This is a genomic window from Devosia algicola (genome assembly GCF_028816455.1).
GTDB lineage: Bacteria > Pseudomonadota > Alphaproteobacteria > Rhizobiales > Devosiaceae > Devosia > Devosia algicola.
On sequence record NZ_CP118246.1, the window covers coordinates 3173060 to 3198797 of the forward strand.

A 25738-nucleotide genomic window follows, 5' to 3' on the forward strand; every position below is an offset into this window, starting at 1 on the left:
GATGACATCTCGAACAATTCCGTTGTTGCGGAAATGTGATATTAGAATCAACATGTTACACTGTCACATTACTATCATGCCGGCGTTATAGAACTGTCATCTAGACGCCATATGGTCCCGCTCGTTCAGGGCACGGCCGAGCAGCTTTTCGGTTCAGCTAGCCAAAGACTAGAAACGAATTCCGGAAGGATTTAACAATGAAAACCGCATTTCTCACGAGTGCCGCCGTCGTCGCCCTTGTGGCGCTAGGCACCACCGGCGCGCAGGCCCAGTTCCGTGACCAGATCCGCATCGTCGGTTCCTCGACCGTTTTTCCGTACACTCAGGCAGTTGCAGAGCAGTATGGCGCCTCGACCGGCAACCCGGCTCCGGTCGTCGAATCCACCGGCACCGGCGGTGGCATGCAGATATTCTGCGGCGGCGTTGGCCCGGACTTCCCCGACATCACCGGCGCATCCCGCGCCATGAAGCTTTCCGAATATGAGCTTTGCGGCCAGAACGGCGTCGATAACGTATCGGAAGTTCTGATCGGCTATGACGGCCTGTCGATCGCCCACGCGCAGTCGGCTGCAGATATGTCCCTGACCAAGGCTCAGATATTCCAGGCACTTGCTGCCCAGGTCGAAGTCGATGGCAAGATCGTTGACAACCCATACACCAACTGGTCGCAGATTGACTCCTCGCTGCCAGACATGACCATTACTGTTTTTGGTCCTCCTCCGACCTCAGGCACCCGCGACGCATTTGTTGAGCCTGGTTATGGAAGCTGGCTGTGAAGACTACCCGGCCATTGCCGCTCTCGAAGGCGATGCCAAGAGCCAAACCTGCTCCCGCATGCGTCAGGACGGCCCCTTCATCGAAGCGGGCGAAAACGACAACCTTATCGTTCAACGCCTGAAGGCCGACAGCACTGCCCTGGGTATCTTCGGCTACTCGTTCCTGTTCGAGAACAGCGATACCCTCAAGGACGTTGCTGTTGACGGTGTTGAAGCTGACCCAGAGACCATCGCCGACGGCAGTTACCCTGTTTCGCGTCCTCTCTTTTTCTACGTTAAGAACGCCCACAAGGGCGTGATTCCGGGCCTCGATGAATTCGTGAAAGAGTATGTTTCCGAAGAGTCCTTCGGCGAAGACGGTTACCTGTCGGAGCGCGGCCTGATCGTGCTGCCAGAGGCTGACCGTGAAGCAACTCGCAAAGTGATCGCTGACAGCGTGCCGATGGCCGCTCCAGCGAAGTAAACAACACGAGGCCGGGTCCAACCCCGGCCTCACCTATCATTTCACGGACGGGGGCGAAAAGTGTTCGGTTATCTGCTGCTGGCCATTCTGGCCTTCTCCATCGTCGCTTACTTTGTCGGGCAGGCAACCGGCAAAAAATTTGTTGCCGTCAATGGTGCCGCAATCCACTCCCTGCCAATGTATCATGGCGCCTATGTCGCTATCTGGGTCGGCATTCCCGCCCTGATCCTGAGCATTCTTTGGATCGCACTGCAGGGGTCGGTGATCGACGGCCTGCTGACCTCGAGTCTGCCGTCTGCGCTGACAGAGGGCGCTTCGTCGGCACAGATCAATCTCATCCTGTCCGAAATAAAAAATGTTGCGGCTGGTAGGGAATTCTCCGTTCCGACAGACGAAATTCGTGCCGCAGCAGATTCATATCTTCGTTGGCAGGACATTGCCCGCTGGGCCATGGTCGTCGCTGCTATTTCCATCATGCTTCTGGCGATGTTTTTTGCACGCACACGCCTGGCGCCCCGCTTTCGGGCGCGCAACGGCGTTGAACAGATCGTTGGGTGGATGATGATCACCTGCGCGGTCATCGCAGTGTTTGTCACCATCGGCATTATCGGTTCTTTGGTCTTCGAATCCCTTGAATTCTTCAAGATGGTGCCCGTTCATGAGTTCCTTTTTGGTCTCCGCTGGGAACCACAGATAGCGATCCGGGCTGATCAGGTGGCAGGCAATGGTGCCTTCGGCGCCGTTCCGGTATTCCTGGGCACGCTGGTCATTTCGTTCATCGCCATGCTGGTCGCTGTACCAATCGGAATTTTCACCGCAATCTATCTGGTCGAATATGCCGATGATCGCCTGCGCAACATCGTCAAGCCTGTGCTCGAAATTCTCGCTGGCGTGCCGACCGTCGTTTACGGCTTCTTCGCGGTACTGACGGTAGCACCTGCCGTGAGAAACGCTGGTAATTTGCTTGGCATTGCCACCTCTCCAAATAGCGCGCTTGCCGCTGGTGCTGTCATGGGAATCATGATCATCCCCTTCATTTCCTCGCTGTCCGATGACGCACTTGTCGCTGTACCGCGCTCAATGCGTGACGGTTCGATGGCAATGGGGGCAACACGTGCAGAAACGATGACCAAGGTTCTGCTTCCTGCAGCGTTGCCGGGGATTATGGGTGGCGTACTGCTCGCGCTGAGCCGCGCCATCGGCGAAACAATGATCGTCGTCATGGCTGCGGGATTGATCGCCACGCTCAACATCAATCCACTGGACTCGGTCACAACCGTGACCGTTCAGATTGTGTCTCTTCTTATCGGCGACACCTCCTTCGATAACCCGAAAACACTTGCGGCCTTTGCGCTTGGCCTGGTGCTGTTTCTGGTGACGCTGGCTCTCAACGTCATCGCACTCAACATCGTCCGCCGCTTCCGCGAACAATACGAGTAGTGGGGCCCCAACATGACCGACTCGACCATGACCCCGCCCCGCAAGGCCACCAAGATAGGCGACGCGCTTCGGCGCCGTCGCAATGCAGCCGACCTTCGCCTCCGGATTTACGGCATCGCCGCCATAACCGCCGCGATAGGTTTGCTCGTAATCCTTTTGACAACGCTGTTTTTGGGCGGCTACCAGGCATTCGTTCAAACGCATATACGCGTTGATTTCCCCATCAGCGCCGACAACGTCGATCCAGGCGATCCGGCAGATGGCAATTATCGCGCCGTCGTCAGGCAGGCAATGAGCGCTCTTCTGCCCGATGTCAGTACCCCCGCGGAGACGCGCGCAATTGCGAAGATACTGACCAATAACACGCAGTTCTTTGTCCGCGATGCCGTGGTCAGGGATCTCTCCGTTATCGGCGGGACACTGACGCTTGAAGTCCCGGCAGCCGATATTTATGATCAGTTGAACAAAGGCACCATAAGCCGCGAAACTCTGGAAGAGAACCGCCGGGTATCTGATCAGGAGATTGCCTGGTTTGACGAGTTGCAAGCCAAGGGCGCGGTTTCCACCCCGTTCAACTGGGGCCTCATTTTCAATGCCGATAGTCGTTTTCCCGAGATTGCCGGGTTGTCAGGCGCAATCGTCGGGTCGTTCTATGCCATCCTTGTGTGCTTCCTGGTTGCCTTTCCAACCGGCATTGCAGCAGCGGTCTATCTGGAGGAATTTGCGCCCAAGAACCGATGGACCGATATTGTCGAGGTCAACATCAACAACCTTGCGGCAGTACCGTCCATCGTGTTCGGGCTGCTTGGTCTTGCCGTTTTCATTCAAACCTTCGGTCTGCCCAGGTCTGCTCCCCTGGTTGGCGGTCTCGTGCTCGCGCTCATGTCCCTGCCAACCATCATCATTGTCACGCGAAATGCGCTCAAGGCCGTTCCCCCTTCAATCCGCGAGGCAGGATACGGCATGGGTGCATCACCCCAGCAGGTCGTGATGCACCATGTCCTGCCGCAGGCCTTGCCGGGCATTATGACAGGTACAATTCTGGCATTGGCGCAGGCGCTGGGTGAAACGGCGCCGTTGTTGCTGATCGGCATGAATGCGTTCATTACCAGCCCCCGGCTGGCCTTATGGATGCCTCCACCGCTCTGCCAACTCAGATTTATATTTGGGCCGATAGTCCGGAACGGGGCTTCGTTGCGCGTACATCTGCTGGCATTCTCGTCTTGCTTGCATTCCTTTTCATCATGAACGGCCTCGCAATATACTTGCGCACACGCTTGCAGCGTCGGGCCTGATAACATGGAGACCGCACCTATGGACATGCAGGACGGTAACGTGAAAATGACCCAACAGACAGTTGATAGAGCCATGAACCCATCAGACGCCATTGAGCGGACCATTCGTGTTCAGACGCGCGATGTCACTGTGCACTACGGCGCCAAGCAGGCGCTGCATGGCATCTCTATCGATATTCCCGAACGAGCGGTAACCTCATTCATCGGCCCATCGGGCTGCGGCAAGTCAACATTTCTGCGCTGTATCAACCGCATGAACGATACTATCGAGGGCGCAAAAGTCGGCGGCACGATCAAACTCGACGGCGAGGACATCTACGATCCCCAGTTGGATGTCGTTGAACTACGGGCCCGCATCGGCATGGTCTTCCAGCGTCCAAATCCGTTTCCCAAGTCAATCTACGATAACGTCGCTTACGGTCCCAGGATTCACGGACTTACCAGTTCCAAGGCCGATCTCGACGAAGTCGTTGTCTCCTCTCTGCGCAAGGCGGGGCTGTTTGAAGAGGTCAAGGATCGCCTCAACGAACCGGGCACCGGCCTCTCGGGCGGTCAGCAGCAGCGTCTGTGCATTGCCCGCGCCATGGCGGTTGGGCCCGAGGTTATCTTGATGGACGAGCCATGTTCGGCACTCGATCCCATTGCGACCGCCATCATCGAAGAACTGATTGATGAATTGCGCGAAAACTACACCATCGTCATCGTCACCCACTCGATGCAGCAGGCGGCCCGTGTCAGCCAAAAAACCGCATTCTTTCACCTGGGCAATCTGATCGAGGAGGGCGTGACTGAAGATATCTTCACCAATCCCATAAACAAGCAGACCCAGGATTACATCATGGGCCGTATCGGCTGATCCGCTTCGCGGACAATTGAGGATTTTGCCATGCCCAATTCTACCCAGGACCACATCGTTTCCTCCTATACCGACGAGTTGACGGCGCTCGCGCAATTGATCGCCGAAATGGGCGGACAGGTCGAGGTCGCCATTGAAAACGGCACCCGTTCGCTGCTCAAGCTTGATCGCGAACTGGCCGATCTCACCATCGTCGCCGACCAGCGCATTGATGATATGCAGCGCAAGATCGACGACATGGCCGTGTCGATGATCGCCCGCCGCCAGCCCATGGCCTCGGACCTGCGCTCGATTGTCACCGCTATTCACGTTGCCTCCGATCTGGAGCGCGTCGGCGACATGGCCAAGCAATTGTCGCGCCGCTCGCTCAAGCTGGAGGGCATCAGCCTGCAGCCAACCTTTTACAACGGCGTCAAGAACATGACCAATCTGGTGCTGCGCCAGATCAAGCTGGCGCTCGATGCCTATGCCAGCCGCGACGCCGACGCCGCCATTGCTGTGTGCAATAATGACGACGAGGTTGACGCCATGTACACATCGCTGTTTCGCGAGCTTTTGACCTACATGATGGAAGACCCGCGCAATATCACGCCCTGCACCCATCTGCTGTTCTGCGCCAAGAACCTTGAGCGCATCGGCGATCATGCCACCAACATTGCCGAGCGCGCCTATTATCTGCAGACCGGCAAGCAATTGACCAGCGATGTGCAGGATCTGCATCGCACCCAGATCAAGGTCTGAAAAACTGATGGCTGCAACAATTCTGGTGGTTGAGGACGAGGCGGACCTGTCCGTCCTCATGCGCTACAATCTCGAAGCCGAGGGTTTTCGTGTGCTGACCGCTGAAAGCGGTGATGAAGCCGTTGAGGCCATGCAGGAAATTACGCCGGATCTGATCCTGCTCGATTGGATGCTGCCCGGCCCTTCCGGCATTGAACTCTGCCGTCGCTGGCGGACCCGCGAGGAAACCGCGCGCATCCCAATCATCATGATTACCGCCCGCGGTGAAGAAGAAGAGCGGGTGCGGGGGCTGGCAACCGGGGCCGATGATTATGTCGTCAAACCGTTTTCCGTGCCCGAACTGCTGGCGCGCATCAATGCCCTATTGCGCCGTTCCAGCCCCCAATTGATCACCACCGTACTAAAGGCGGGGGATCTGGAACTGGACCGCACCAGCCATCGCGTCAGCCGCTCGGGCCGGGAGGTGCATCTCGGCCCCACCGAATATCGCTTGCTTGAATATCTGATGCGCCACCCCGGCCGCGTCTATTCGCGCGAGCAATTGCTCGACGGGGTCTGGGGCAATGATGTTTACGTCGATGAACGCACCGTCGACGTGCATGTCGGTCGTTTGCGCAAGGCGATTAATCGCGGCCGCGCGCCCGATCCCATCCGCACCGTTCGCGGCGCGGGCTATGCATTTGACGAACGATTTGAAAAAGCCAGCTAGTTGCGCCCGTTCGTCACGGCTTTATCGGGTCAGAAACGTCGCGATATAGTCGGCCAGCGCCCCGCTGTCGGATGGAATCGTGACCGATGCCTCGGCGTCCGCAACCAATTGATCAGGCACCTGTCCCCGCCGTAGCGCTGCCAACGCCAGCATGAAATCGTCGTCAAACTCGGGATGTGCCTGAAAACTCAGCGCCGCGCCATTCTCGTACATCAGCCCGGCATTCGGCGTAAACGCCGACGCCAGGATAATCTCGGCCTGTTTTGGCGGCACCTTGACCTGATCCTGATGCGAGCAGGCAATAGCGACTTGTTCCGGCGCGTCGGCCATGAAATCCGGTCGATTAGTGATTGAATATGTATGTCGACCTAACCCCCAGCCCCTTTCGGACAGCCCCACATCGCCGCCCAGTGCGTCCGCCATAATCTGGTGACCAAAGCAAATGCCCACCATTTTCGTGCTGGCGGCATAGGCGGAACGGATGAACTGTCGCAGCGGCGCCATCCACGCATAATCATCATAGACGCCCGCTGACGAGCCGGTGATCAAAATGGCTTGCAGCCCAACAGGGTCGGGCAGGGCCGCGCCCTCAAACAAAGGTACGGTTTCATAGCGAAACCGGCGCTGGGTAGCGTCGAGCATTTTTTCGAACATTTTGGGATAGGGCGCAAAACGGTCGGCGAGGGCAGGGGGCACCTTCCCGGTCTGGATAATGGTAATCTGCACGATGGTCCTCAACAAATCATGCCCTCCGCAATAGCTGCAAAGGGCATGAAATTTCAATGAAGAACTGGTGCGATCAGGCGGCGATGAACTTTATCGCCAGCCCGTTGATGCAATACCGCAGACCCGTTGGCTGCGGGCCATCCTCAAATACATGCCCCTGATGCCCGCCGCAGCGGCTGCAATGGACTTCCGTACGCTGACCGAACAGCGAGTTGTCCACCTTGGTGCCGAGGGCGCCATCAATATAGGTGTAAAAGCTGGGCCAGCCGGTGCCGCTCTCAAATTTGGTATCGGACTTATAGAGCGGCAAATCGCAACCGGCACAGGCAAATACGCCGACGCGGTGTTCTTCAAGCAGCGGCGAGGTAAAAGCGCGTTCCGTGCCTTCATGGCGTAAGACGTCATAGGCGGCATCGCCCAGTTTGGCGCGCCATTCCTCGTCAGTCATGGTGACCGCATAATTGCCATCGCTGGCCAGGGCCGGGGCGGTGCCGCGCATAAGATAACCCAGGCCACCAAGCCCGAGCAATGTCGCACCACTCCAGACAAAATTGCGTCGATCTAATTTCATGGTCCAACTCCCTTAAAAGAGGCGGGTCCGCGCCCCAAAGCTACCGGAGGGATGGCAGCAGCATCGCGGACCCTGTGACGTGCACTGTATTTGCTTGGGCGGGGCGGATGCACGTCAAGATTGTGTGAGAGCCCGGTCAATCCATAAACGACCGGGCCGCCACAGAACTATTCGTTGGCTCGCAACGTTAGGTTACATCGACGACTTAGGCGTCAGAACAGCATCGATCACATGGATCACGCCATTGCTCTGCATGACGTCGGCAATGGTGACATTGGCAGTGGTGCCATTTTCGTCGGTAACGGTCACGCCACCATCAGCAGTTGTCTTGAGGGTCAACTTGCAGCCACCAACAGTGTCCACGACGTGCTCGCCACCATCATCCTTGACCATGCCGACGATGTCGGTCGACAGCGCCTTGGCTGCAATCACGTGACACGCCAGGATCGTGGAGAGCATTTCCTTGTTTTCTGGCTTCAGCAGCGTCTCAACCGTACCGGCGGGCAGGGCGTCAAATGCTTCGTTGGTGGGTGCCAGAACCGTAAATGGACCTTCGCCCGAAAGCGTATCCACCAGCCCGGCAGCCTTTACGGCAGCAACTAAAGTGGTGTGGTCAGCTGAATTGACAGCATTTTCGATGATGTTCTTGTCTGCATACATGGCTGCGCCACCAACCATTGGGTTGTCCTGGGCAAAAGCTGCGGCGCCCGAAAGCGACGAGACGGTCAAGATGGTGGTGAGGGCAAGGCTGCGGATCGAGAGTTTCATGGGGACGTTCCTTCCTGTGTTTTTTTCCCCTTTGTTTCGGGGACAGGCGAAGCAACGAAGGCTTTTCGGGATAGTTTCAGATTTTTTTATTTTCTTGAAAACGCCGGTTCACGTTGGCCTCGTTCACCTTCAAGACTGAAAAAATCCTGCCGGATGAAGTCCGGCAGGACGAAAAGACATTGGAGTCCATGGCCTAAATCTGGGTCACCGCACCCTTGGCCACGATCGGCCCCGTTGGATCGCCGGTGGGCGAGCCGCCCTTGGGTTCAAGCGTAATCGCCAGAACCGACCCTGCGCCCCAACCCGCCATCACGTCAGGGGAAAGCGTAACTTGCGTGCGTTGATTGACCGGCACCACACCCATTGAGATCGGGTTGTTACCGCCCTGAATGGCCCAGAGTTCAAAATCCTTGTCTGGCACCGGCTCGCCTGACAGGGATGTCAGTCGCACCGCGCCTGTGGCGCTGTCGTAGAGCGCAACAAATTTGACGCTGCTGCCGTCCAGTTCGAGCGCTGCTACCAATTGCGTTGCCAGGCTCGCCGCATCACTGCTGCTGTTATAATTGCCCGCGTTCATGCCGATCGCGACCACCGCAATGGCGAGAGCCCCGGCAGCGAGTCCGCGCCACAGGATCAGGCTGTCCCACCAACTCGATTTATGCTGGCTAACGGCTTCACCAAACGCACGCGCCTCGATGGCATTGATCAAATGGGCTGGCACCGCCACTTCTTCAAACTCGGCATTGAGTTCGGCAAACCGGCTCACCCAGAAACGTTGCTCTGCCTGAAGCTGGGGATTATCCCGGATCAATAGCCGCACGCGCTCATGCTCGGCACTATCAAGAAGCCCAAGGACAAACTCGGCGACGAGGGCATTGCCGCCTACTGGATCGCCGATGTCATCACTTGTACTCATGCGCTCAAACACTCTTTCAGTTTTATCAGGCTGCGGCGCAACCATGTTCGCATTGTATTGAGCGGCACCTCATGGCGCTGCGCCAACTCGTCGTAACTATACCCGTCAAGATAGGCGCCGCGCACAGCTTCTGCCTTGTCCTGATCAAGTTTACCCAGGCATGATTCGATCTGGGCGCGTTCTTCGCTGTTTTCGGTCGCCCGTTCGGGCGATGGTCCCGCATCGGGGATTTCCAGCGCGACATCAATGTCGTCTGAGACCGGTCGGCGCGCTCGCAAGATGTCGAGCGAATGGTTACGCGCAACCGCGACCAGCCAGCTGATGGGACTATAGCGCCCCGCCACATAGCGGTCGGAACGCTGCCAGATCTTGACGTACACTTCCTGAATAGCCTCCTCGGCTTCGGATCGGTCTTTCAAGATACGCAGCGTTACGCCAAATAGTTTCGCGCTGGTGCGTTCATAGAGCAAACGAAAGGCAGCGCGGTCGCGCAAGGCGCAGCGCGAGATAAGGTCGGCGATGTCTTGGGACGGTGTCTGCATGACCACATCATATCGCGCTATTGGCTAAATGCCTATCCGCGCGCTCCCTCATGGTTTTTTTATGCCCCTACATAAAACGCAATTGCCAAGCGAATGGATCATGTCCCACAATAATTAACGGCCTGGCGGTATCGCTTCGTGATGAAATCGACTAGATCAGTGCCCGATCCGATAGACGCCGCCTTGGAAGGGAAACCGCAGACCCATGACTCAGGTGCCCACACCGCCATCCGCCGCCCAGGAACATAATTTCTCCCATGATGCCGGTATTCTGGCGCAGGCGCTCCCCTTCATGCAGCGTTATGAGGGCAAGACCGTCGTGGTCAAATATGGTGGCCATGCCATGGGCGATCCGGCACTTGGGCAGGCGTTTGCGCGCGATATTGCGCTGCTCAAGCAGTCCAAGGTCAATCCAATTGTCGTGCATGGTGGCGGCCCACAAATTGCCCAGATGCTCAAGAGCCTTGGAATCGAATCCAAGTTTGAAGGCGGCTTGCGCGTCACGGACGGACGCACCATGGAAATCGTTGAAATGGTGTTGGCCGGCTCGATCAACAAGGAAATCGTCGCGCTGATCAATGCTGAAGGCGAATGGGCCATTGGCCTGTGTGGCAAGGATGGCAACATGGTCTTTGCCAAAAAAGCCGAAAAAAAGGTTCTGGACCCGACATCAAACATCGAGCGTGTCCTCGATCTGGGTTTTGTCGGCGAACCGGTCGAAATCGATCGCACGCTGCTGGATCTTCTCGCCCGCTCCGAAATGATCCCGGTGATTGCCCCGGTGGCGCCAGGTCGGGATGGCGCCACCTACAATATCAACGCCGATACATTTGCTGGCGCCATCGCCGGATCGCTCGGCGCCAAGCGCCTGTTGTTTTTGACCGATGTGCCCGGCGTGCTCGACAAGAACGGCCAGTTGATGCCTGAACTGACAGTGCGCGAAGCCAAGGCACTGATCGCCGAGGGCACCATTTCAGGCGGCATGATACCAAAAGTCGAAACCTGCCTCGAAGCCTTGGAAAATGGCGTTGAGGGCGTGGTTATCCTCAATGGCAAGACGCCCCATGTCGTGCTGGTCGAATTGTTTACCGAATATGGTGCCGGCACATTGATCGTGCGCTAGCCTCGCACTGGACTTTAGGGGGCCATCTGGCCCCCTTGGCGTCTCCGTACTATACCTCGACCAAAAGGGGTTCATCGGGCCGTTTGCCGCGATGTCCGGCCTGATCGTTGACCTTGAGGAACGGCACCAACAGGCCCACCAGCAGGAACGCCCCCACGACATATATCATGGCGTTTGAGGCGGCATTGCTGAAGGCTGTGCCTTTCGAGGTCGCCCCCCACGCCTCTGCGTGCGCCAGCCAGGTAAAAAATATCTGGCCCACCAGCGCCACGCCGAACGAGCCACCAACCTGCTGGAAGGCTTGGAGCGTGCCCGCCCCCGATCCCGCATCCTGGGAGGGAATACCGGCCAGCACCGTCTGGAACAGCGAGGAAACCGCTGTTCCCAGCCCCACTCCGGCGATGAATAGCGGTGCCGCAAACCACCAGTGATCGATGCTGGAATCAATCCCGCTCAATACCCAGCGCAACGAAAACATGCCAATCACCAATGTCGCGGCGCCGCCGGCGAGCCGCTGCTTGAGGTAGTTACTGCCCAATCGGCCAGCCAGCAACGATGCCATTAATACCCCGATCGGGAACGGCACGGTGGTCAATCCCGACTCCAGTGGCGAGAACCCGAACCCGGTTTGCAGAAATATCGCCAGCACCAGAAACAGACCCGGCATACCGGAGAAAAACACCATGACCATGAACGCGCCGAGCACAAAATTCCGGTTCTCCAGCAGCGAGACCGGCAGCAACTGGGCCTGTCCACGCGCATCGCGCCGCTTTTGCCAAAAATAGAACGCCACCATCCCGACAAAAGACAGCACCATCATGCCGAAAATCCACAATGGCCAGCCAAAGGTACGCCCCTCGATCAGGGGATAGATCAGCAACAGGATGGCGACGCTGAACAGGCCAATGCCTACATAGTCATTCTTGAGTGTGGGATGCCGTGGCGTATGCGGAATAAGAAAGGAACCAGCCACAATTGCCAGCACCCCGAGCGGGATATTGATCAAAAAGATCGGCCGCCAGTCGAGACCCCACAGATCGGCATTGATCAACAGCCCACCCACCAGCGGCCCGGCCACCGAAGCCATGCCTGCGGTCAGACCAAAAAACGAAAACGCCAGGCCCTTTTCCTGTGGCGGGAATGTTACCTGCACGATGGCCATCACCTGCGGTGTCATCACCGCCGCGGCGAAACCCTGCAGGATGCGCGCCGCCACCAGCCATTCAATAGTCGGCGACAAGCCGCATAGCGCGGACCCGAAGGTAAAACCGCTGACCCCGATCAGGAACATCCATTTGCGCCCGATAATGTCGCCGAGTCGACCGAACGGTAACAGGCCCAGCGCGAAGGCCAGAACATAGCCCGCCACCACCCATTCAATCTGGCTGTCAGAGGCGCCAAGGCCGGTTTCCATCGTTGGAATGGCGACATTGACAATGGTGATATCGATCAGATTCATGAAGTTGGCCATCAACAGGATGACCAGCGCGATCCAGCGCCTTGGATCTGCTTCTTCGACCGTTTGGGGGACGTGAAAATTGGGGGCATTCATGGTGCCGTGTCCTTATTGGCGATGGCCGGGCGCAGAAGCGACCGCTCCAGTTCTCGCGTAATGCTGTCAAATATGCGGGGGCTGTCATCGAGCTGACGCCAGAGATTGCCCAGGGCCCCGGCAATGATCTGGGCGGCGGCCATGGGGTCGACATCGGGCCGGAAACTGCCATCGTCGCGCCCGGCGGTTACGATCTCGACCAATTGCCGGATCCAGAAATTATAAAGCGGCTGCATGACCTGGGCAACTGCGGGATCGCGGCGCGCCCGCTGCGCCAACTCGCTCATCACGATCACCAGGTCGGGATTATTGGTCATGGTATCGCGCTGATCTTCAAACTCGAAGCGCAGCCGGTCCCGTGGCGATCGGCGCGCGCGCGGGCGCCGTTTCTCCTGCGCCCTGAAATCCTGCTCGATCGTGTGGGCCACCAGTTGAACCAGCGCCTTCTTGGTGGGAACGTGATAGTGCAGGGTGGCGATGTTGATCCCCACACGCTCGGCAATATCGCGGGTGCGCAGTCCCTCAAAGCCTTTTTCCACGATCAGCGCGCGCGCCGCCTGGGCGATTGCCAATCGGCGCTCGTCGGTGCTCTCGCGTCTGGTCGGGGCGGTGGTTAACGTCATCGCTGATTTCGGTTTCGATGTGGGTGCCTTGGGTATCCCGGCACCGCGTCTCAATCAAGTGATTGATTGTCAATATTGGGCATGGCGCCCATGCAATTCATGCAAGGTTCATCGGCTCTCGCAATATTGCGATGGCCTCGAAGCGGCGCTTGCGTGGGGAAAGGGTCTGGTCAACGAGCGCAATTAACTGTTTATTCGAACTGAGGACGCATTTCGCGACAGGTTACACTCTTCCCTGTTGCATTCGGATCGGGCACACGCCATTTCCCCGCTAGACCATGCACGTGCCGCCTACCCATCCATCACTTTGTTCTAACACGAAAAATCTGTCGGAGACCAATATGAAACTCACTACCAAAGTCCGTTTGGCGTTGCTGGCCACGATTGGCACCGCCGCCATGGTCCAGCCCGTCATGGCGCTCGATGCACAGGCATTTGTTGATCGTGTCGCTGCCGTTTATGGCGCCATGGGCTACGATATCGAACCCGGCGCCGTCGAGGCTGACGGCTCAACGGTGGTTGTTAAAGGCGTCACTGTGGCGGTTTCAGGAGAAGCGCCAACCAATTTCGCCGCCGACCTGACCTTTACCGGCGTCATTGAAAATGCCGACGGCAGCTATACGGCCCAATCCCTGACCATGCCCGATTTCGAGTATGACATTACCGAAAAAACGCCAGGTCACGTCTCGCTCAAGAATATTGTCGTCAATGGCATCTATGTACCCGCCGGTGACAAGGTGAATTTCATCGCCTCATTGCAGGGCTACGCCTCGGCAAGTGCCGGGCCGCTCAGCGTCACCCGCAAGGGCCTCGAAGTCATCACGATTGACAAGATTGCAAATGACAACACGTTCAACCCCCAGCAGGGCAGCGCCGATCTGGTCGACGTCAAATCCAGTTTTGAGGCTCACCGGTTTCTCCGCCGACTTGAGCACCGTTGCTGAAGAAAATGTCGAGGCTGGTGCAGCGATCGAGGCGCTTGGCTTGACCCGGGTAAGCGGTAATATCAATGAATCCATGACCTGGTCGATGGCCGATGGGCACATGGTCATCGACCAGCTTCTGGTCAATCTCGATGATCAGGGTGCCGTGCGGTTCAATGCTGATCTGACCGGTTTTACCCCCGCACTGATGGATACAATCTATTCCTCGATTGCCGCTGACGATGGCTCCAAGACCAGCGAGGAAGTTGATCAGGCCAATATGATGATGGGCATGCAGGTCATGTCACTGGTCAGCATCAATGGTGCTTCGCTGCGTTTTGACGATGCGTCCATGTCGATGAAACTGATCAATTTCTTCGCCAAGCAGGAAGGTATCGAACCGGCCCAACTGGTCGCCGGTTTCAAGCAAATGGTGCCCGCCATGATCAATCAGGTCGGCATTCCAGCGCTCAATGACATTCTGGTGCCCGCCGTCAATACCTTCCTTGACGATCCAAAGAGCCTCGAGGTTTCGCTCAATCCCCCCTCGCCGGTAAATGGCATGATGGCCATGGGCGCCGCCGCCAATCCCGCCGGCCTGATACCGTTGCTGGGCTTGAGCGCGACAGCCAACGAGCCAGCCAAATAAACCCTTCGGCGGGGCGATATTTTTTGCCCCGCCACTAACGCCAAGTTTATATGAAGTGTTCAGCATTTCTTGCTAGAGTTGCTGGAATGAACGCCATAACCCCATCCACTGCTCGCAGCCTGTCCCACGTCACCGATTGGGTGTTCGATCTGGACAACACGCTCTATCCGCGCACCTGCAATCTGTTCGCCCAGATAGATGTGCGCATCACCCACTATGTCATGGAAATCGCCCAACTCGATTTCGACGCCGCCCGCGCCCTGCAAAAAGGCTATTATCGCGACCACGGCACTACTCTCAATGGCTTGATGCTCAAGCATAAAGTGGACCCGGATCATTTTCTCGATACGGTTCATGCCATCGACTATGCCCCTGTTGCGCCGCATCCTGAACTGGTCGCCGCTATTCGGGGTCTGCCGGGCCGCAAATTTATCCTAACCAATGGCGATGTCGGTCATGCGCGCGCGGTGCTAACCCGTCTGGGGGGCGCTGACCTGTTCGAGCACATCCACGATATCCGCGCCATGACCTATGTTCCAAAGCCGCACAAGTCGGCCTATGATGGCATTCTGGCTCTGCACGCGATTGACCCCACACGCGCGGTCATGTTCGATGATCTGGAAAAAAACCTCACCGTCCCCCATGACATCGGCATGAGCACTGTTCAGGTTGTTGCCGACGAGGCCTTCGTCCACGATCAGGTCGAAGCCTGGGAGTTGGGGCGAAGCTCAGGGCCGCACGTTCACCACATCACCGACAATCTGGCCCATTTCCTGGCCAATCTACCGTGATGATTTGAGGCCGCGTGTCTTGATTTTCACCCGCGGCCTATTTGAGTCCCTTGGCTTGGCATTGCTGAAGAGCAGAAACCTGCAGCGGCACCAACCCGTTGAAACTTGGGGTTGGCTGTTTGACGAAGGCGGCGGAAAAGCTGTCGGCCAGACAGTTGCACATATCCTCGGTATGGAGATAGTCCGTCTTGCAGGTCGCATAGGCATAGAGGGCCGCGCCAGCACGATTGGGGCAGATATTTTCCGCAAGCGTTTGTGCATCGTTGGCAATCTGATACTGGTCTGAACTATCATGAACCGAAAGCGGCGCCGCGCCCGCAGCGAGGTCCGCAATTCGTGACTCTATGAGCTTTGAGGCCTCGCACCGACAGTCGTTGAGACTCGGCATAAATCCCCCGATCCTGACAATATTGGTAGGCATAGCGGCCCTCGGCAAAGGCCTGATCGCGAATGTCAGAATTTGCCGCAGCTGAGGCCACGGCGAGCAACGAAGTATTGACGTCGGCAGCGGCGGCGGCCAGTTCCGCCTCCCACCAGTGTGATTCTTTGGGCGTCTCAGACATCACGGCGAGATGGTCCATGAAGTTGGGAGTGGCCTCAATATGGAGATCAAGCCCGCTTCTGCTTACCGCCAGATAGATTTGCGATAGCTGGGGCAGGCTTGATGGTCGCGTCCACAAACACGCGGCTGCATCGTCATTGGCAGTCTCGCAATCAGGCGTCGCCCCACTGGCCGCAGTAATGCGCTCGACCAGACCGCGTATAGACCCATCTATTTGGGTGTGCTGTACATGGAAGGTAATGCCACCGAGTATGGTATCGTCCGCACAACCACCCAATTCGAGACTGAACCAACGCGTCTGGCTGTCCTTGTAAAACCCCTCGCAATCGCTGCCCGAAACATAACCGGCATCATTCAGAATCGCCCGCAACTCGGCGAACCGTTGCCCGATCATCGCGCCCTCGGGCGCAATCGGATCGAACTGACCGCTATCTACGCTGAAACCACTACTTGACGATGCCAGACGCTCCTCGAGGTCGGTCACGGCCATAAGGTTCAAGGTGACGTTGCTCTCGGTGCTGTTGCTAGAGATGGTCAGGGTGATGGCGTGCACAAGTGGCGCGTTCGGCGGGGCCCGCCATTGGCAGTAAGCGACGTCTGGTCCGCTGAGGTCGCACTTCGACTCGACGCCGAACTGCATTGCCAAATCTTCAACGATTGCCGGGGCGGACAGATCGACGAGCGGCCCGCTCCATCTGTAGTCGATCTGGCTAACGGGTTCGTCAAGGCTGCCCGCCTGAAATCTCCCCATACCCAAAATTACGTCGATATCCGCGCCACTGACCATTCGCGCATAGTGGGGTGCGGAGCCAGGGACCGCTGCCAACCCGGCAACCTCAAGCAGGGTCACCGCCTCGCGCCCCCGCATCCCGATCTTTACGCCAAATGGCGCCTGCGGCGACAGGCCCGCAAGATCATTGGTGCCGACAATTGCTTCGGCCGCTACCGCACCCGGCGCCCAAATCAGCAAAAATGTGGACACCATGCCGGGTAGTATTGCACGCAAAGCTACCGCAAGGCCGGCGCTGCATGCCCAGAGCAGGCATCGGCGGCAGGATAACGAAAAACTATGAAATACGGCGTCGCATAATATCATCTCCTGTTGCCTCCACACCGTGGACAAAAAGATGAAACATTTTCAACAGGACAATATTTATTCCTCGCTGCTCAGAGGTGTCAAGCAGCATTGCTCAACACCCAAACTTGGCAGCAAACCTACATATTGTTGAGGTGCAGGATATTGCCGTCCGGGTCTTTGAACCAGACCATCTTGAAGTCACCGGCAATATGCACGTCCCCTTGCAAATCCATGTCCTTGTAATGCTCGAACACGACGCCCTTGGCCTTGAGATCAGCGACAATAGTCTCGATTTCCGCGCCGACACCCCAAACAACAGCATTCGCCTTATTGCTGCCCGCGTAGTCCGACCTATATACTACCAGAGCCGTTGATCCGGTCTCAAATTGCATGACGTTCTCATCGCCGCTAACCAGTGGCAATCCCAACGTTGTTTCATAAAATTGCCGTGCCCGGTTCATATCGGTCACCGCCACTATTGCCGCAGAATCCTTGTCTTTGAGCATGACGAACCCTTTCCTGGGGAAAGCCCCCAGCGTTCCTGCCGCACCGCACATAAGTGGCGATGACACGGCCCAACCGACCCAAATTACCACGCGACCAATCGGCCGCCAAATCAAAGGATAATACCATGGAATATAGACGCCTTGGAAAATCGGGCCTGCAGGTCAGTGAAGTTTCGCTCGGCTCATGGGTAACCTTCGGCAAGCAGGTCGATGAAAAGGAAGCCCTTGGCCTGATGACCCTTGCCTATGATGAAGGCATCAATTTTTTCGACAATGCCGAGGGTTATGAAGCCGGCGCATCCGAGGCCTTGATGGGACAGGCGCTCAGCAAACTGGGCTGGGGACGCGATAGTTTTGCGGTTTCCTCCAAAGTGTTCTGGGGCGGTTCCAAGCCCACCCAGCGCGGGCTCAGCCGCAAGCACGTTTTTGATGCCTGTCATGCCGCGCTTAAGCGGCTACAGGTGGACTATCTCGATCTTTATTTCTGTCATCGTCCCGATATCGATACCCCGATAGAGGAGACCGTGCGGGCCATGCATGATCTCATCCAGCAGGGCAAAATATTGTACTGGGGCACCTCGGAATGGAATGCCCAGCAATTGACTGAGGCCTGGGCCGTGGCCAAAGATTTGCGCATCACCCCGCCAACCATGGAACAGCCACAATATAATCTGTTCGAACGTCAAAAGGTCGAAGGCGACTATGCCCCGCTCTATGATCTCATGGGCCTGGGCACGACGATCTGGTCGCCGCTGGCGTCCGGCGTTCTCACCGGCAAGTATAATGATGGCATCCCCAAGGACAGCCGCTTGAACCTGCCCGGTTATGAATGGCTAAAGGCCAGTTGGGAAAGCGAAGCGGGCAAGGCCAAGCTCGCCAAGGTCAAACAATTGGCCAAGGCTCGCCGACGATGTGGGCATGCCCATTCACCACATCGCCCTTTTGTGGTGCTTGGCCAATCCACACGTCTCGACCGTGATATTGGGCGCATCGAAAAAATCGCAGTTGGAGGACAACCTTGCCTCTCTCAAGTCCAAGGATAAGCTGACCCCCGATGTGATGGAGACAATCGACACCATCATGGGCAACAAGCCCGCGGCCCCGCATCGCTTCTGATTCTGGTGCTGGCCGCGACCCCTTCGCGGCCAGCCTTCACGACCGCCCGAGGCGGTCCATTGAGCGGTCATGAGTTCATATTCCTCGCCATTTCGCCCAAATACGCCTAATCAGCCCAAACCAACGCTGGCTGAGCGCTTCGCCAATCTGCGTTTATTGGGGCGACTGGTCGCCCAGATCTGGCGCACCAGCCGCGCCTTGACTGCCGCCAGCATTGGTCTGCGTCTGGTCCGCGCCGTTCAACCCATTATCATGCTGTTTGTCGGCAAACTGATCATCGACGAGGTCGTGCGCCTGTCCGGCAATGCCATCGGTGATGATTTTGCCGGTTGGTGGCAGAGCGGTCGGCTCAATGTCATTGCCCTGCTGCTGCTCACCGAGTTTGTTCTGGTGGTCGCAGGAGACCTGCTCAATCGCGCCACCAGCCTTGTCGATACCATTCTGGGTGAACTCCATTCCAACACCGTCAGCATGGAACTGATGCTGCACGCCGCAAGGCTTGATCTGCGTCACTTCGAATCCCCTGATTATCAGGACCGGCTCGAACGGGCCCGGCGGCAGGCGGCAGGCCGCAATGCGCTTCTGTCCCAAATGTTTGGTCAGGCCCAGGACATGATCACCGTGGTGACCCTTGCCGCAGGTCTGTTCGTCTATGCGCCTTGGCTCATCCTGCTGCTGCCGCTGTCGTTCGTCCCCTCGATCTGGGGTGAAACCCGCTTCAACACGCTGTCCTATTTTGTCAGTCGCGGTCGCACCCCGGAGCGGCGACAGCTCGAATATATCCGCCACATCGGTGCCAACGCTGAAACAGCCAAGGAGATCAAGCTTTTTGGTCTTGGCAATTATCTGGTCGACCGTTTCCGCACCCTGGCCCACACCATCTATCTCGAAAACCGCCGGCTCTCCACCGACCGCGCGCTCTGGGGCGCACTGTTCTCCTCCATTGCCACGCTGACCTATTATGGTGCCTATGCCTATATTGTCTGGCGCACCGTGACCGGTGCCTTCACCATCGGGGATCTGGCCTTTTTGTCCGGCTCATTCCTTAATCTGAATGGCCTGTTCCAGAAAATCCTCCTGGGTTTTACCCAGATTGCCGGGCAGTCGCTGTTTCTCGATGACCTGTTTTCATTCTTTGAAATCAAGCCCGCCATCGCGCCGCCGGAAAATCCAAAACCGTTCCCCGATCCCATTGCGCACGGCATTGTTTTCGACAAGGTCGGCTTTCGCTATCCAGAAACCGATATCTGGGCCGTCCGCGATTTGAGCTTCACCCTCAACGCTGGTGAAACGCTGGCGCTGGTTGGCGAGAACGGGGCGGGCAAAACCACCATCGTCAAGCTCCTGACCCGTCTCTACGATCCCGATGAGGGCCAGATCACCGTTGATGGCGTCGATTTGCGCGACATGGCGGTCGACGAAATCCACGCCCATATCGGTGTTATTTTTCAGGATTTCATGCGCTATAGCTTCACCGCCGCCGACAACATTGGCGTTGGTAGCGTTGCCAATAATGACGACCGCCCCCGCATTGAGGGTGCCGCCGCCAACAGCCTCGCCGACGCGGTGATCAACAAATTGCCGCTCAATTACGAACAACCGCTCGGGCGGCTCTTCAACAAGGGACGCGACCTGTCGGGCGGCGAATGGCAGAAAGTGGCCATTGCGCGTGCCTATATGCGCGACGCCGAACTGGTCATTCTCGATGAGCCGACCTCCGCGCTCGACGCCAAATCAGAAGCCCAGGTCTTTGAACGCTTCAAGACCCTGACCGTGGGCAAGACCGCCGTATTGATTTCCCACCGCTTCTCGACGGTGCGGATGGCGGACCGCATTCTGGTGCTCGAAGACGGCAAAATTCTCGAAGCCGGCAGCCACGAGCAACTTTTGGCGCTGGCCGGCCGCTATGCCGAACTGTTTGAACTACAGGCCCGCGGCTATCGCTAGGGCCTGACGATCAGCCGACCTTTGACCGAGCCGGCCAATATCCTGTCGGCAGCCTCGGGCAAGTCGGCCAGCCCGATCTCTTCGACAAAGCCACCATAGGCCTTGATGTCAAACAGCGCCGCCAACCGCGCCCACGCCGCAACGCGCGCCTCATAGGGTTGCATGACGCTGTCTATGCCCAATAGTGCCACCCCCCGCAGGATGAAGGGCAACACATTGGTGTTGAGACTCGATCCCGGCCGCATTGCCAATCGCCGCGACGGCCCCACCATATTTGACCTGACGCAACAGCTTGCCCAGAACCGCACCGCCCACCGCGTCGACCACCCCGGCCCAGCGCGCCGCTTCAAGCGGCTTGTCCGCCTCCTCCATAAAGGCCGCGCGATCCAGAATGGCGTTCGCCCCAAAGGCTCTGAGCGCCTCGCTCAGTTCAGCGCGGCCCGATAGCGCCGTTACCGAATAACCCAGCTTTGCCAGCATCGCCACGGCAATCGAGCCAACACCACCGCCCGCGCCAGTCACCAGAATTTCGCCACTAGTTGGTGTCAATCCAGCCCGTTCCAGCCGGTCAATCGCCAGCATCGCGGTTAATCCCGCCGTACCCACAATCATCGCCTCGCGTCCGCTCAGACCCTTGGGAAGTGGCACCAGCCAGCCGGCCTTGACCCGTGCCCGTTGCGAAAATCCGCCCCAATGGTGCTCGCCAACGCGCCACCCGGTCAGCACCACCTCCTGGCCCGGATTATAGCGTTCATCATCGCTGGCACGCACTCGCCCGGCAAAATCGATCCCGGCCACATGTGGAAAATTCCGCACCAACCCGCCCGCACCCTTGAGGCAGAGGCCATCCTTGTAATTGAACCCGGCCCAGTCAATGTCGACGAGAACCTCGCCCTCGGGCAGCTGCTCATCCTCAAGCGCTTGCACCTGCGATGACAGTTTTCCGTCCGCCGACTTGTCGGTAACCAGTGCCTTGAATGTCATTTGCTTCTCTTTCTTCCAGCGCCAGCCAACACCAGATCAGTTTAGCGCCCCGGCATCAATACTGGGTGCGTGTTCGATATTTTAGCGCATTTGGAACCATTTCGGCCCAACATGCGTTTTGTTAGGTTGTGTCTGGATTATTTGAGGCAAAGGGAACCCGCCTGAAAGGTGACGAATTGAATAAGCTTGATCGGGGCAGCTGGTCCCCGGACATTGACTATGCCCAGCAATTGGCAGCACTGCCTTGGCGCAAGACCAAGAGCGGAAAAATCGAGATTTTAATGGTGACGTCCCGAATCAGTCAGCACTGGTTGCTGCCAAAGGGCTGGCCGATGACCGGTAAGTCACTTGTTGAGGCAGCAGCCCAGGAAGCGCTGGAAGAAGCGGGCGTGCGCGGCAAGATGCATTCCAAGCCGGTCGGGAAATACTATTATGACAAGCTGATGAAGGATGGTCAGGCTGTGCCGTGCACGGTCGACTGCTTCGCCCTCAAAGCGAACAAGCTGCTTGATGAGTGGCCCGAAGCAACTCAGCGCGAACGTCGCTGGTTCACGCTGCCCGATGCTGCCGCGGCCGTCTATGAACCGGATCTGGCTCGCATGCTCTCGTCCAACGACCTCACCAAAAAACTGAGCGTCTGATTATCCGCCGACGGTCGGCAGGGTCAAATCGCCTGACGTCAGTTTGCTCGCGGTAATTGTTTCGCTGGCCCGCTCGCGCGGCAATTCAAGGCTGGCCCAGACGCTGATCAGCGCATGACGCAACTCGAAAATCATTTCATCGCTATGCAATGGTGTCGGCGTAATTCGCAGGCGCTCAGTCCCTTTGGGCACAGTCGGATAGTTGATCGGCTGAATGTATATATTGTGCTTTTCCAGCAGCATATCGCTGGCCGCCTTGCACTGGCGCGCATCACCCACCAGCAGCGGCACGATATGGGTCTCATTGGTCATGACCGGTAGCCCGGCATCGCGCAAAATGTCCTTGGTCAGTTGCGCCTGGCGCTTATGCTGCGTGCGCTCGGCGTTCGAGGTCTTCAAATGCTCGATCGAGGTGCGCGCTGCCGCGCAAAGCGCTGGCGGCAAGGCTGTGGTGAAGATGAATTCGGGCGCATAGGATCGCACGGCGTCCACGATCGATTTGTTGGCGGTAATATAGCCGCCCATGACGCCAAACCCCTTGGCCAGTGTGCCCTCGATGATATCGATCCGGTCCGTCAGGCCTTCGCGTTCGGCAATGCCGCCGCCGCGCGGCCCGTAAAGACCGACCGCGTGTACTTCGTCAATATAGGTCAGGGCACCAAACTCTTCGGCCAGATCGCAAATTTCTTTGATCGGCGCGATGTCCCCATCCATCGAATAAACCGATTCAAAACAGATCAACTTGGGCCGCTTGCGATCGGTGGCCGCCAGCAATTCACGCAAATGAGCCATGTCATTGTGACGGAAGATATGGCGCTGCATCCCCGACTGGCGCACGCCCTGGATCATGGAGGCGTGGTTGAGTTGGTCAGAATAGATCACGCAGTCGGGCAGGAGCCGCGCAATGGTTGAAATAGCCGCTTCGTTGGACACAAAGCCCGATGTAAAGACCAGCGCCCCTTCCTTGCGGTGCAGATCGGCCAGCGACCGCTCCAGTTCGACCAATGGCCGGTTGGTGCCCGAAATATTGCGCGTCCCGCCCGCGCCAACGCCAAGACGTCCGGCGGCTTCCTGCATTGAGGCCACGACTTTTTCGTGCTGCCCCATGCCCAGATAATCGTTGGAACACCAGATGGTGATGTCGCGCGCATTGTCCGAATCGTCGCGATAACGCGCCCGTGGAAACGAGCCGGCAATACGTTCCAGATCGGCGAATACGCGGTATCGCTTTTCCTGGCGCAATGTATCAACTGCGTCCTCGAACATGCTGCGATAGTCCATCATACCGACCCTTTTATTCGCGCCTTGCCCTGGTTTGGCCTGACGATCCAAACCTATTCGCCCGGGCGCGTCGTTGACATAGGTCAATTCGACGCGCGTTTTGCGCAGTACGCCAGTTTTGTCTGCGGTACGGCATCGCCTCACCAGTCTAAAGCGAATTGGCCGAAATTCCAACATGGGACCTGTCAGCCATTCATTCGCACCTGACCAGCACTTGCCTCTGACCGGCATGATGCAATACCACCATGGCAATAAATGCGTTACGGGGGACCCCATGCCAGAATTTGCTTCTTATCCAAGCCTGCGCGATGCACCGGTCGTCATTTCGGGTGGCGCCACGGGTATTGGCGAGGCCCTGGTGCGCAATTTTGCCGCGCAAGGTGCCATGGTCGGTTTTGTCGATATTGCCGACGAGGCAGGTCAGCAACTCGCCACCGAATTGAACGGGCAGGGGCATACAGTGCGTTTCACCCGCTGCGATGTCACTGATACCAGCGCCTATCAGTCAGCGATCAATGGTTTTGCCAGTGCCCATGGCGATGCCCAGGTACTGGTCAATAATGCTGCCTTTGACGAGCGTCACGATTGGACCGAAGTGACCCCCGAGCTTTGGGACGAGCGTATAGCGGTCAATCTCAAGCACGCCTTTTTTGCAATTCAGGCGGTAGCGCCCGCCATGGTTGCCGCCAAAAAGGGCTCGATCATCAATATGGGTTCGATCAGCTGGATGATCATGTCACCCCGCATCCCGATCTATGAAACCGCCAAGGCTGCCGCCCATGGGCTGACCCGGTCGATGGCGCGCGAACTGGGCAAGAGCGGTGTCCGGGTCAACACCCTGGCGCCCGGCTGGATCATGACAGAGCGCCAGATTGCACGCTGGCTCGATGCGACCAGTGAGAAGTGGCTCGAGGAAAGTCAGACGCTGGCCGGCCGTGTGCTGCCCGACGATGTTGCCCGCATGGTGCTGTTTCTGGCGGCCGACGACAGTGCCATGATTTCAGCACAGGATTTTTTAGTTGATGGGGGTTGGGCACACGCCTAGAAATTTTACTCAAAATCAGACAATGTGGCCGTGCCTGCGGCCGGGCCACCGTGCTGCCGCAATCCCGAATGACAACTGCCAAAACCAGACCTTTAGGAATTCTCGCATGAAGTCGAAGATTATCGTCGCCAGCTTCGCTGTATTGGCCCTGAGCGCCTGTACCACCACAAATCCCTATACCGGCCAATCCGAGATCAGCAAAACCAGTGGTGGTGCTTTGATCGGGGCGGGCGGCGGTGCCCTGGGTGGAGCCTTGATCGGCGCCGCAGTTGGCGGCGATCCCCGAATCGGCGCCTTGATTGGTGCCGGAGTTGGCGGGCTGACCGGCGCTGCCATCGGCAATTATATGGATCAGCAGGAGGCCGAGCCTGCGCGCCCAGCTTCAGGGTACCGGCGTTTCGGTAACCCGTGTTGGCGAACAGATTGTCCTCAACATGCCGTCCAACATTACCTTCGCCACCGACCAGGCATCGGTGCAGCCGCAGTTCAACCAGACCTTGGTTTCGGTGGCGCTGGTGCTCAAGAAATTCGACAAGACCATCGTCGATGTCTATGGCCACACTGATTCGACTGGCAATGACCAGTACAATCTGGATCTGTCGCAGCGGCGCGCAGTATCTGTTGCCACCATCCTGGCCAATCAGGGCATCAACCAGCAGCGGTTCTTCATTCAGGGCAAGGGCGAATCGGCCCCGATCGCGTCCAACGCTACCGAATCAGGCCGCGCTCAGAACCGTCGCGTCGAAATCCGACTGTCCCCGATCCAGGGCTGATAGCTGCCAGACAACGCCATCAAGCGCGGCTCACGGGCCGCGCTTTTTTATGGGCTGGACGCGGGGGTTTCAACCACCGGTTCGGCCGTTGGCGTGCCGGGTTGAACATCTGTGCCCGGCGCACCCATCAGCAATTGCAGCGCCAATAGCACGGCAATGACAATAGCCAATCCAATCAGACCCGCCCGCCACCAGTTGGTAGGCGTATTCGCGCGCGCGACCGGTTCTGACTCCGCGATCACCTGATCGGCCATTTTCTGTGTCGGTTTTGGCTTTGACGGCGGCGCCACGCCGGGTGTTTCGGCCATCAGAAGTCTCCTTGTTGCAAGGTTTCTGTGCAC

At 57.7% G+C, this 25738-nt stretch carries 25 protein-coding genes and 4 pseudogenes; 17 read left to right on the plus strand and 12 right to left on the minus strand.

Annotation, left to right across the window (positions count from 1 at the left end; genetic code table 11):
- The first annotated feature begins 197 nt into the window (after positions 1–197).
- The 7 genes and pseudogenes from PSQ19_RS16910 (at position 198) to phoB (ending at position 6280) form a co-directional block, all read left to right on the plus strand.
- Positions 198–776 (plus strand): substrate-binding domain-containing protein, encoded by a 579-nt coding sequence (locus tag PSQ19_RS16910; RefSeq protein WP_282218696.1) that lies wholly within the window; start codon positions 198–200, stop codon positions 774–776.
- Positions 760–1239: a substrate-binding domain-containing protein gene (locus tag PSQ19_RS16915; RefSeq protein ID WP_282218697.1), complete on the plus strand. Its 480-nt coding sequence runs from the start codon at positions 760–762 to the stop codon at positions 1237–1239. Before PSQ19_RS16910 ends, PSQ19_RS16915 begins: the two co-directional genes overlap by 17 nt.
- A gap of 60 nt (positions 1240–1299) precedes the next feature.
- Positions 1300–2679, plus strand: a complete 1380-nt coding sequence (pstC, locus tag PSQ19_RS16920) for a phosphate ABC transporter permease subunit PstC (protein ID WP_282218698.1) — start codon at positions 1300–1302, stop codon at positions 2677–2679.
- Positions 2680–2691: 12 nt separating this feature from the next.
- Positions 2692–3974: pseudogene (pstA, locus tag PSQ19_RS16925) on the plus strand (phosphate ABC transporter permease PstA).
- Positions 3975–4047: 73 nt separating this feature from the next.
- Positions 4048–4830: a phosphate ABC transporter ATP-binding protein PstB gene (gene pstB / locus PSQ19_RS16930; RefSeq protein WP_407649174.1), complete on the plus strand. Its 783-nt coding sequence runs from the start codon at positions 4048–4050 to the stop codon at positions 4828–4830.
- A 30-nt stretch (positions 4831–4860) separates the two neighbouring features.
- Positions 4861–5571: a phosphate signaling complex protein PhoU gene (gene phoU / locus PSQ19_RS16935; protein ID WP_282218699.1), complete on the plus strand. Its 711-nt coding sequence runs from the start codon at positions 4861–4863 to the stop codon at positions 5569–5571.
- Between the two features lie 7 nt (positions 5572–5578).
- On the plus strand, positions 5579–6280 hold the full coding sequence (gene phoB / locus PSQ19_RS16940; RefSeq protein WP_282218700.1) for a phosphate regulon transcriptional regulator PhoB: 702 nt from the start codon (positions 5579–5581) through the stop codon (positions 6278–6280).
- A gap of 21 nt (positions 6281–6301) precedes the next feature.
- Here phoB and PSQ19_RS16945 read toward each other — a convergent pair whose 3' ends face one another.
- The 5 genes from PSQ19_RS16945 to PSQ19_RS16965 all read right to left on the minus strand — a co-directional run bounded on the left by PSQ19_RS16945 (position 6302) and on the right by PSQ19_RS16965 (position 9803).
- Positions 6302–7021: a type 1 glutamine amidotransferase gene (locus PSQ19_RS16945; protein ID WP_282218701.1), complete on the minus strand. Its 720-nt coding sequence runs from the start codon at positions 7019–7021 to the stop codon at positions 6302–6304.
- Positions 7022–7079: 58 nt separating this feature from the next.
- Complete coding sequence (gene msrB / locus PSQ19_RS16950; protein WP_282218702.1) at positions 7080–7577, minus strand: peptide-methionine (R)-S-oxide reductase MsrB; 498 nt, start codon at positions 7575–7577, stop codon at positions 7080–7082.
- 192 nt (positions 7578–7769) lie between these two features.
- Positions 7770–8345: a fasciclin domain-containing protein gene (locus tag PSQ19_RS16955; RefSeq protein ID WP_282218703.1), complete on the minus strand. Its 576-nt coding sequence runs from the start codon at positions 8343–8345 to the stop codon at positions 7770–7772.
- Positions 8346–8538: 193 nt separating this feature from the next.
- A complete protein-coding gene (locus tag PSQ19_RS16960) occupies positions 8539–9261 on the minus strand; it encodes an anti-sigma factor (protein ID WP_282218704.1) in 723 nt (240 codons plus the stop codon).
- A complete protein-coding gene (locus PSQ19_RS16965; protein WP_282218705.1) occupies positions 9258–9803 on the minus strand; it encodes a sigma-70 family RNA polymerase sigma factor in 546 nt (181 codons plus the stop codon). Before PSQ19_RS16965 ends, PSQ19_RS16960 begins: the two co-directional genes overlap by 4 nt.
- 205 nt (positions 9804–10008) lie before the next feature.
- Here PSQ19_RS16965 and argB point away from each other — a divergent pair, with 205 nt between their 5' ends.
- A complete protein-coding gene (gene argB / locus PSQ19_RS16970; RefSeq protein ID WP_407649024.1) occupies positions 10009–10926 on the plus strand; it encodes an acetylglutamate kinase in 918 nt (305 codons plus the stop codon).
- Positions 10927–10975: 49 nt separating this feature from the next.
- Here argB and PSQ19_RS16975 read toward each other — a convergent pair whose 3' ends face one another.
- Positions 10976–12478: an MFS transporter gene (locus tag PSQ19_RS16975; RefSeq protein ID WP_282218706.1), complete on the minus strand. Its 1503-nt coding sequence runs from the start codon at positions 12476–12478 to the stop codon at positions 10976–10978.
- Positions 12475–13101, minus strand: a complete 627-nt coding sequence (locus PSQ19_RS16980) for a TetR/AcrR family transcriptional regulator (protein WP_282218707.1) — start codon at positions 13099–13101, stop codon at positions 12475–12477. The genes PSQ19_RS16975 and PSQ19_RS16980 overlap by 4 nt, the downstream gene beginning before the upstream one ends.
- 341 nt (positions 13102–13442) lie before the next feature.
- Here PSQ19_RS16980 and PSQ19_RS16985 point away from each other — a divergent pair, with 341 nt between their 5' ends.
- From PSQ19_RS16985 to PSQ19_RS17000, 4 genes are all read left to right on the plus strand, one after another.
- A complete protein-coding gene (locus tag PSQ19_RS16985; protein WP_282218708.1) occupies positions 13443–14045 on the plus strand; it encodes a hypothetical protein in 603 nt (200 codons plus the stop codon).
- Positions 14029–14673, plus strand: coding sequence for a hypothetical protein (locus PSQ19_RS16990; protein WP_282218709.1), 645 nt, complete (start codon positions 14029–14031; stop codon positions 14671–14673). The genes PSQ19_RS16985 and PSQ19_RS16990 overlap by 17 nt, the downstream gene beginning before the upstream one ends.
- Before the next feature lie 86 nt (positions 14674–14759).
- Positions 14760–15464 (plus strand): pyrimidine 5'-nucleotidase, encoded by a 705-nt coding sequence (locus tag PSQ19_RS16995; RefSeq protein WP_282218710.1) that lies wholly within the window; start codon positions 14760–14762, stop codon positions 15462–15464.
- A 55-nt stretch (positions 15465–15519) separates the two neighbouring features.
- The gene (locus PSQ19_RS17000; RefSeq protein WP_282218711.1) at positions 15520–15750 is read left to right on the plus strand and encodes a hypothetical protein; all 231 of its coding nucleotides are present in this window, start codon (positions 15520–15522) and stop codon (positions 15748–15750) included.
- 4 nt (positions 15751–15754) lie between these two features.
- Here PSQ19_RS17000 and PSQ19_RS17005 read toward each other — a convergent pair whose 3' ends face one another.
- Together PSQ19_RS17005 and PSQ19_RS17010 are read right to left on the minus strand one after the other, a co-directional pair.
- The gene (locus PSQ19_RS17005) at positions 15755–17032 is read right to left on the minus strand and encodes a hypothetical protein (protein ID WP_282218712.1); all 1278 of its coding nucleotides are present in this window, start codon (positions 17030–17032) and stop codon (positions 15755–15757) included.
- 209 nt (positions 17033–17241) lie between these two features.
- Positions 17242–17610, minus strand: coding sequence for a VOC family protein (locus tag PSQ19_RS17010; RefSeq protein WP_282218713.1), 369 nt, complete (start codon positions 17608–17610; stop codon positions 17242–17244).
- Positions 17611–17735: 125 nt separating this feature from the next.
- Here PSQ19_RS17010 and PSQ19_RS17015 point away from each other — a divergent pair.
- Both PSQ19_RS17015 and PSQ19_RS17020 read left to right on the plus strand, forming a co-directional pair.
- A pseudogene (locus tag PSQ19_RS17015) lies at positions 17736–18726 on the plus strand (potassium channel beta subunit family protein).
- A 69-nt stretch (positions 18727–18795) separates the two neighbouring features.
- Positions 18796–20673: an ABC transporter ATP-binding protein gene (locus PSQ19_RS17020; RefSeq protein ID WP_282218714.1), complete on the plus strand. Its 1878-nt coding sequence runs from the start codon at positions 18796–18798 to the stop codon at positions 20671–20673.
- Here PSQ19_RS17020 and PSQ19_RS17025 read toward each other — a convergent pair.
- Positions 20670–21657: pseudogene (locus PSQ19_RS17025) on the minus strand (acrylyl-CoA reductase family protein). The gene PSQ19_RS17020 and the pseudogene PSQ19_RS17025 sit on opposite strands and share 4 nt — an antisense overlap.
- Positions 21658–21833: 176 nt before the next feature.
- On the opposite strand from PSQ19_RS17025, the gene PSQ19_RS17030 reads away from it, so the two are divergent.
- The gene (locus PSQ19_RS17030) at positions 21834–22298 is read left to right on the plus strand and encodes an NUDIX hydrolase (RefSeq protein ID WP_282218715.1); all 465 of its coding nucleotides are present in this window, start codon (positions 21834–21836) and stop codon (positions 22296–22298) included.
- Here the strand turns inward: PSQ19_RS17030 and hemA are convergent, their stop codons facing one another.
- A complete protein-coding gene (hemA, locus tag PSQ19_RS17035) occupies positions 22299–23579 on the minus strand; it encodes a 5-aminolevulinate synthase (protein WP_282220731.1) in 1281 nt (426 codons plus the stop codon).
- Positions 23580–23853: 274 nt separating this feature from the next.
- Between hemA and PSQ19_RS17040 the strand changes: the two genes are divergently transcribed.
- Together PSQ19_RS17040 and PSQ19_RS17045 are read left to right on the plus strand one after the other, a co-directional pair.
- On the plus strand, positions 23854–24624 hold the full coding sequence (locus PSQ19_RS17040; protein WP_282218716.1) for an SDR family NAD(P)-dependent oxidoreductase: 771 nt from the start codon (positions 23854–23856) through the stop codon (positions 24622–24624).
- A gap of 106 nt (positions 24625–24730) precedes the next feature.
- Positions 24731–25397 (plus strand): annotated as a pseudogene (locus PSQ19_RS17045) (OmpA family protein).
- A 47-nt stretch (positions 25398–25444) separates the two neighbouring features.
- On the opposite strand, the gene PSQ19_RS17050 reads toward PSQ19_RS17045, so the two are convergent.
- A complete protein-coding gene (locus PSQ19_RS17050; protein ID WP_282218717.1) occupies positions 25445–25705 on the minus strand; it encodes a hypothetical protein in 261 nt (86 codons plus the stop codon).
- Positions 25706–25738: the final 33 nt, after the last annotated feature.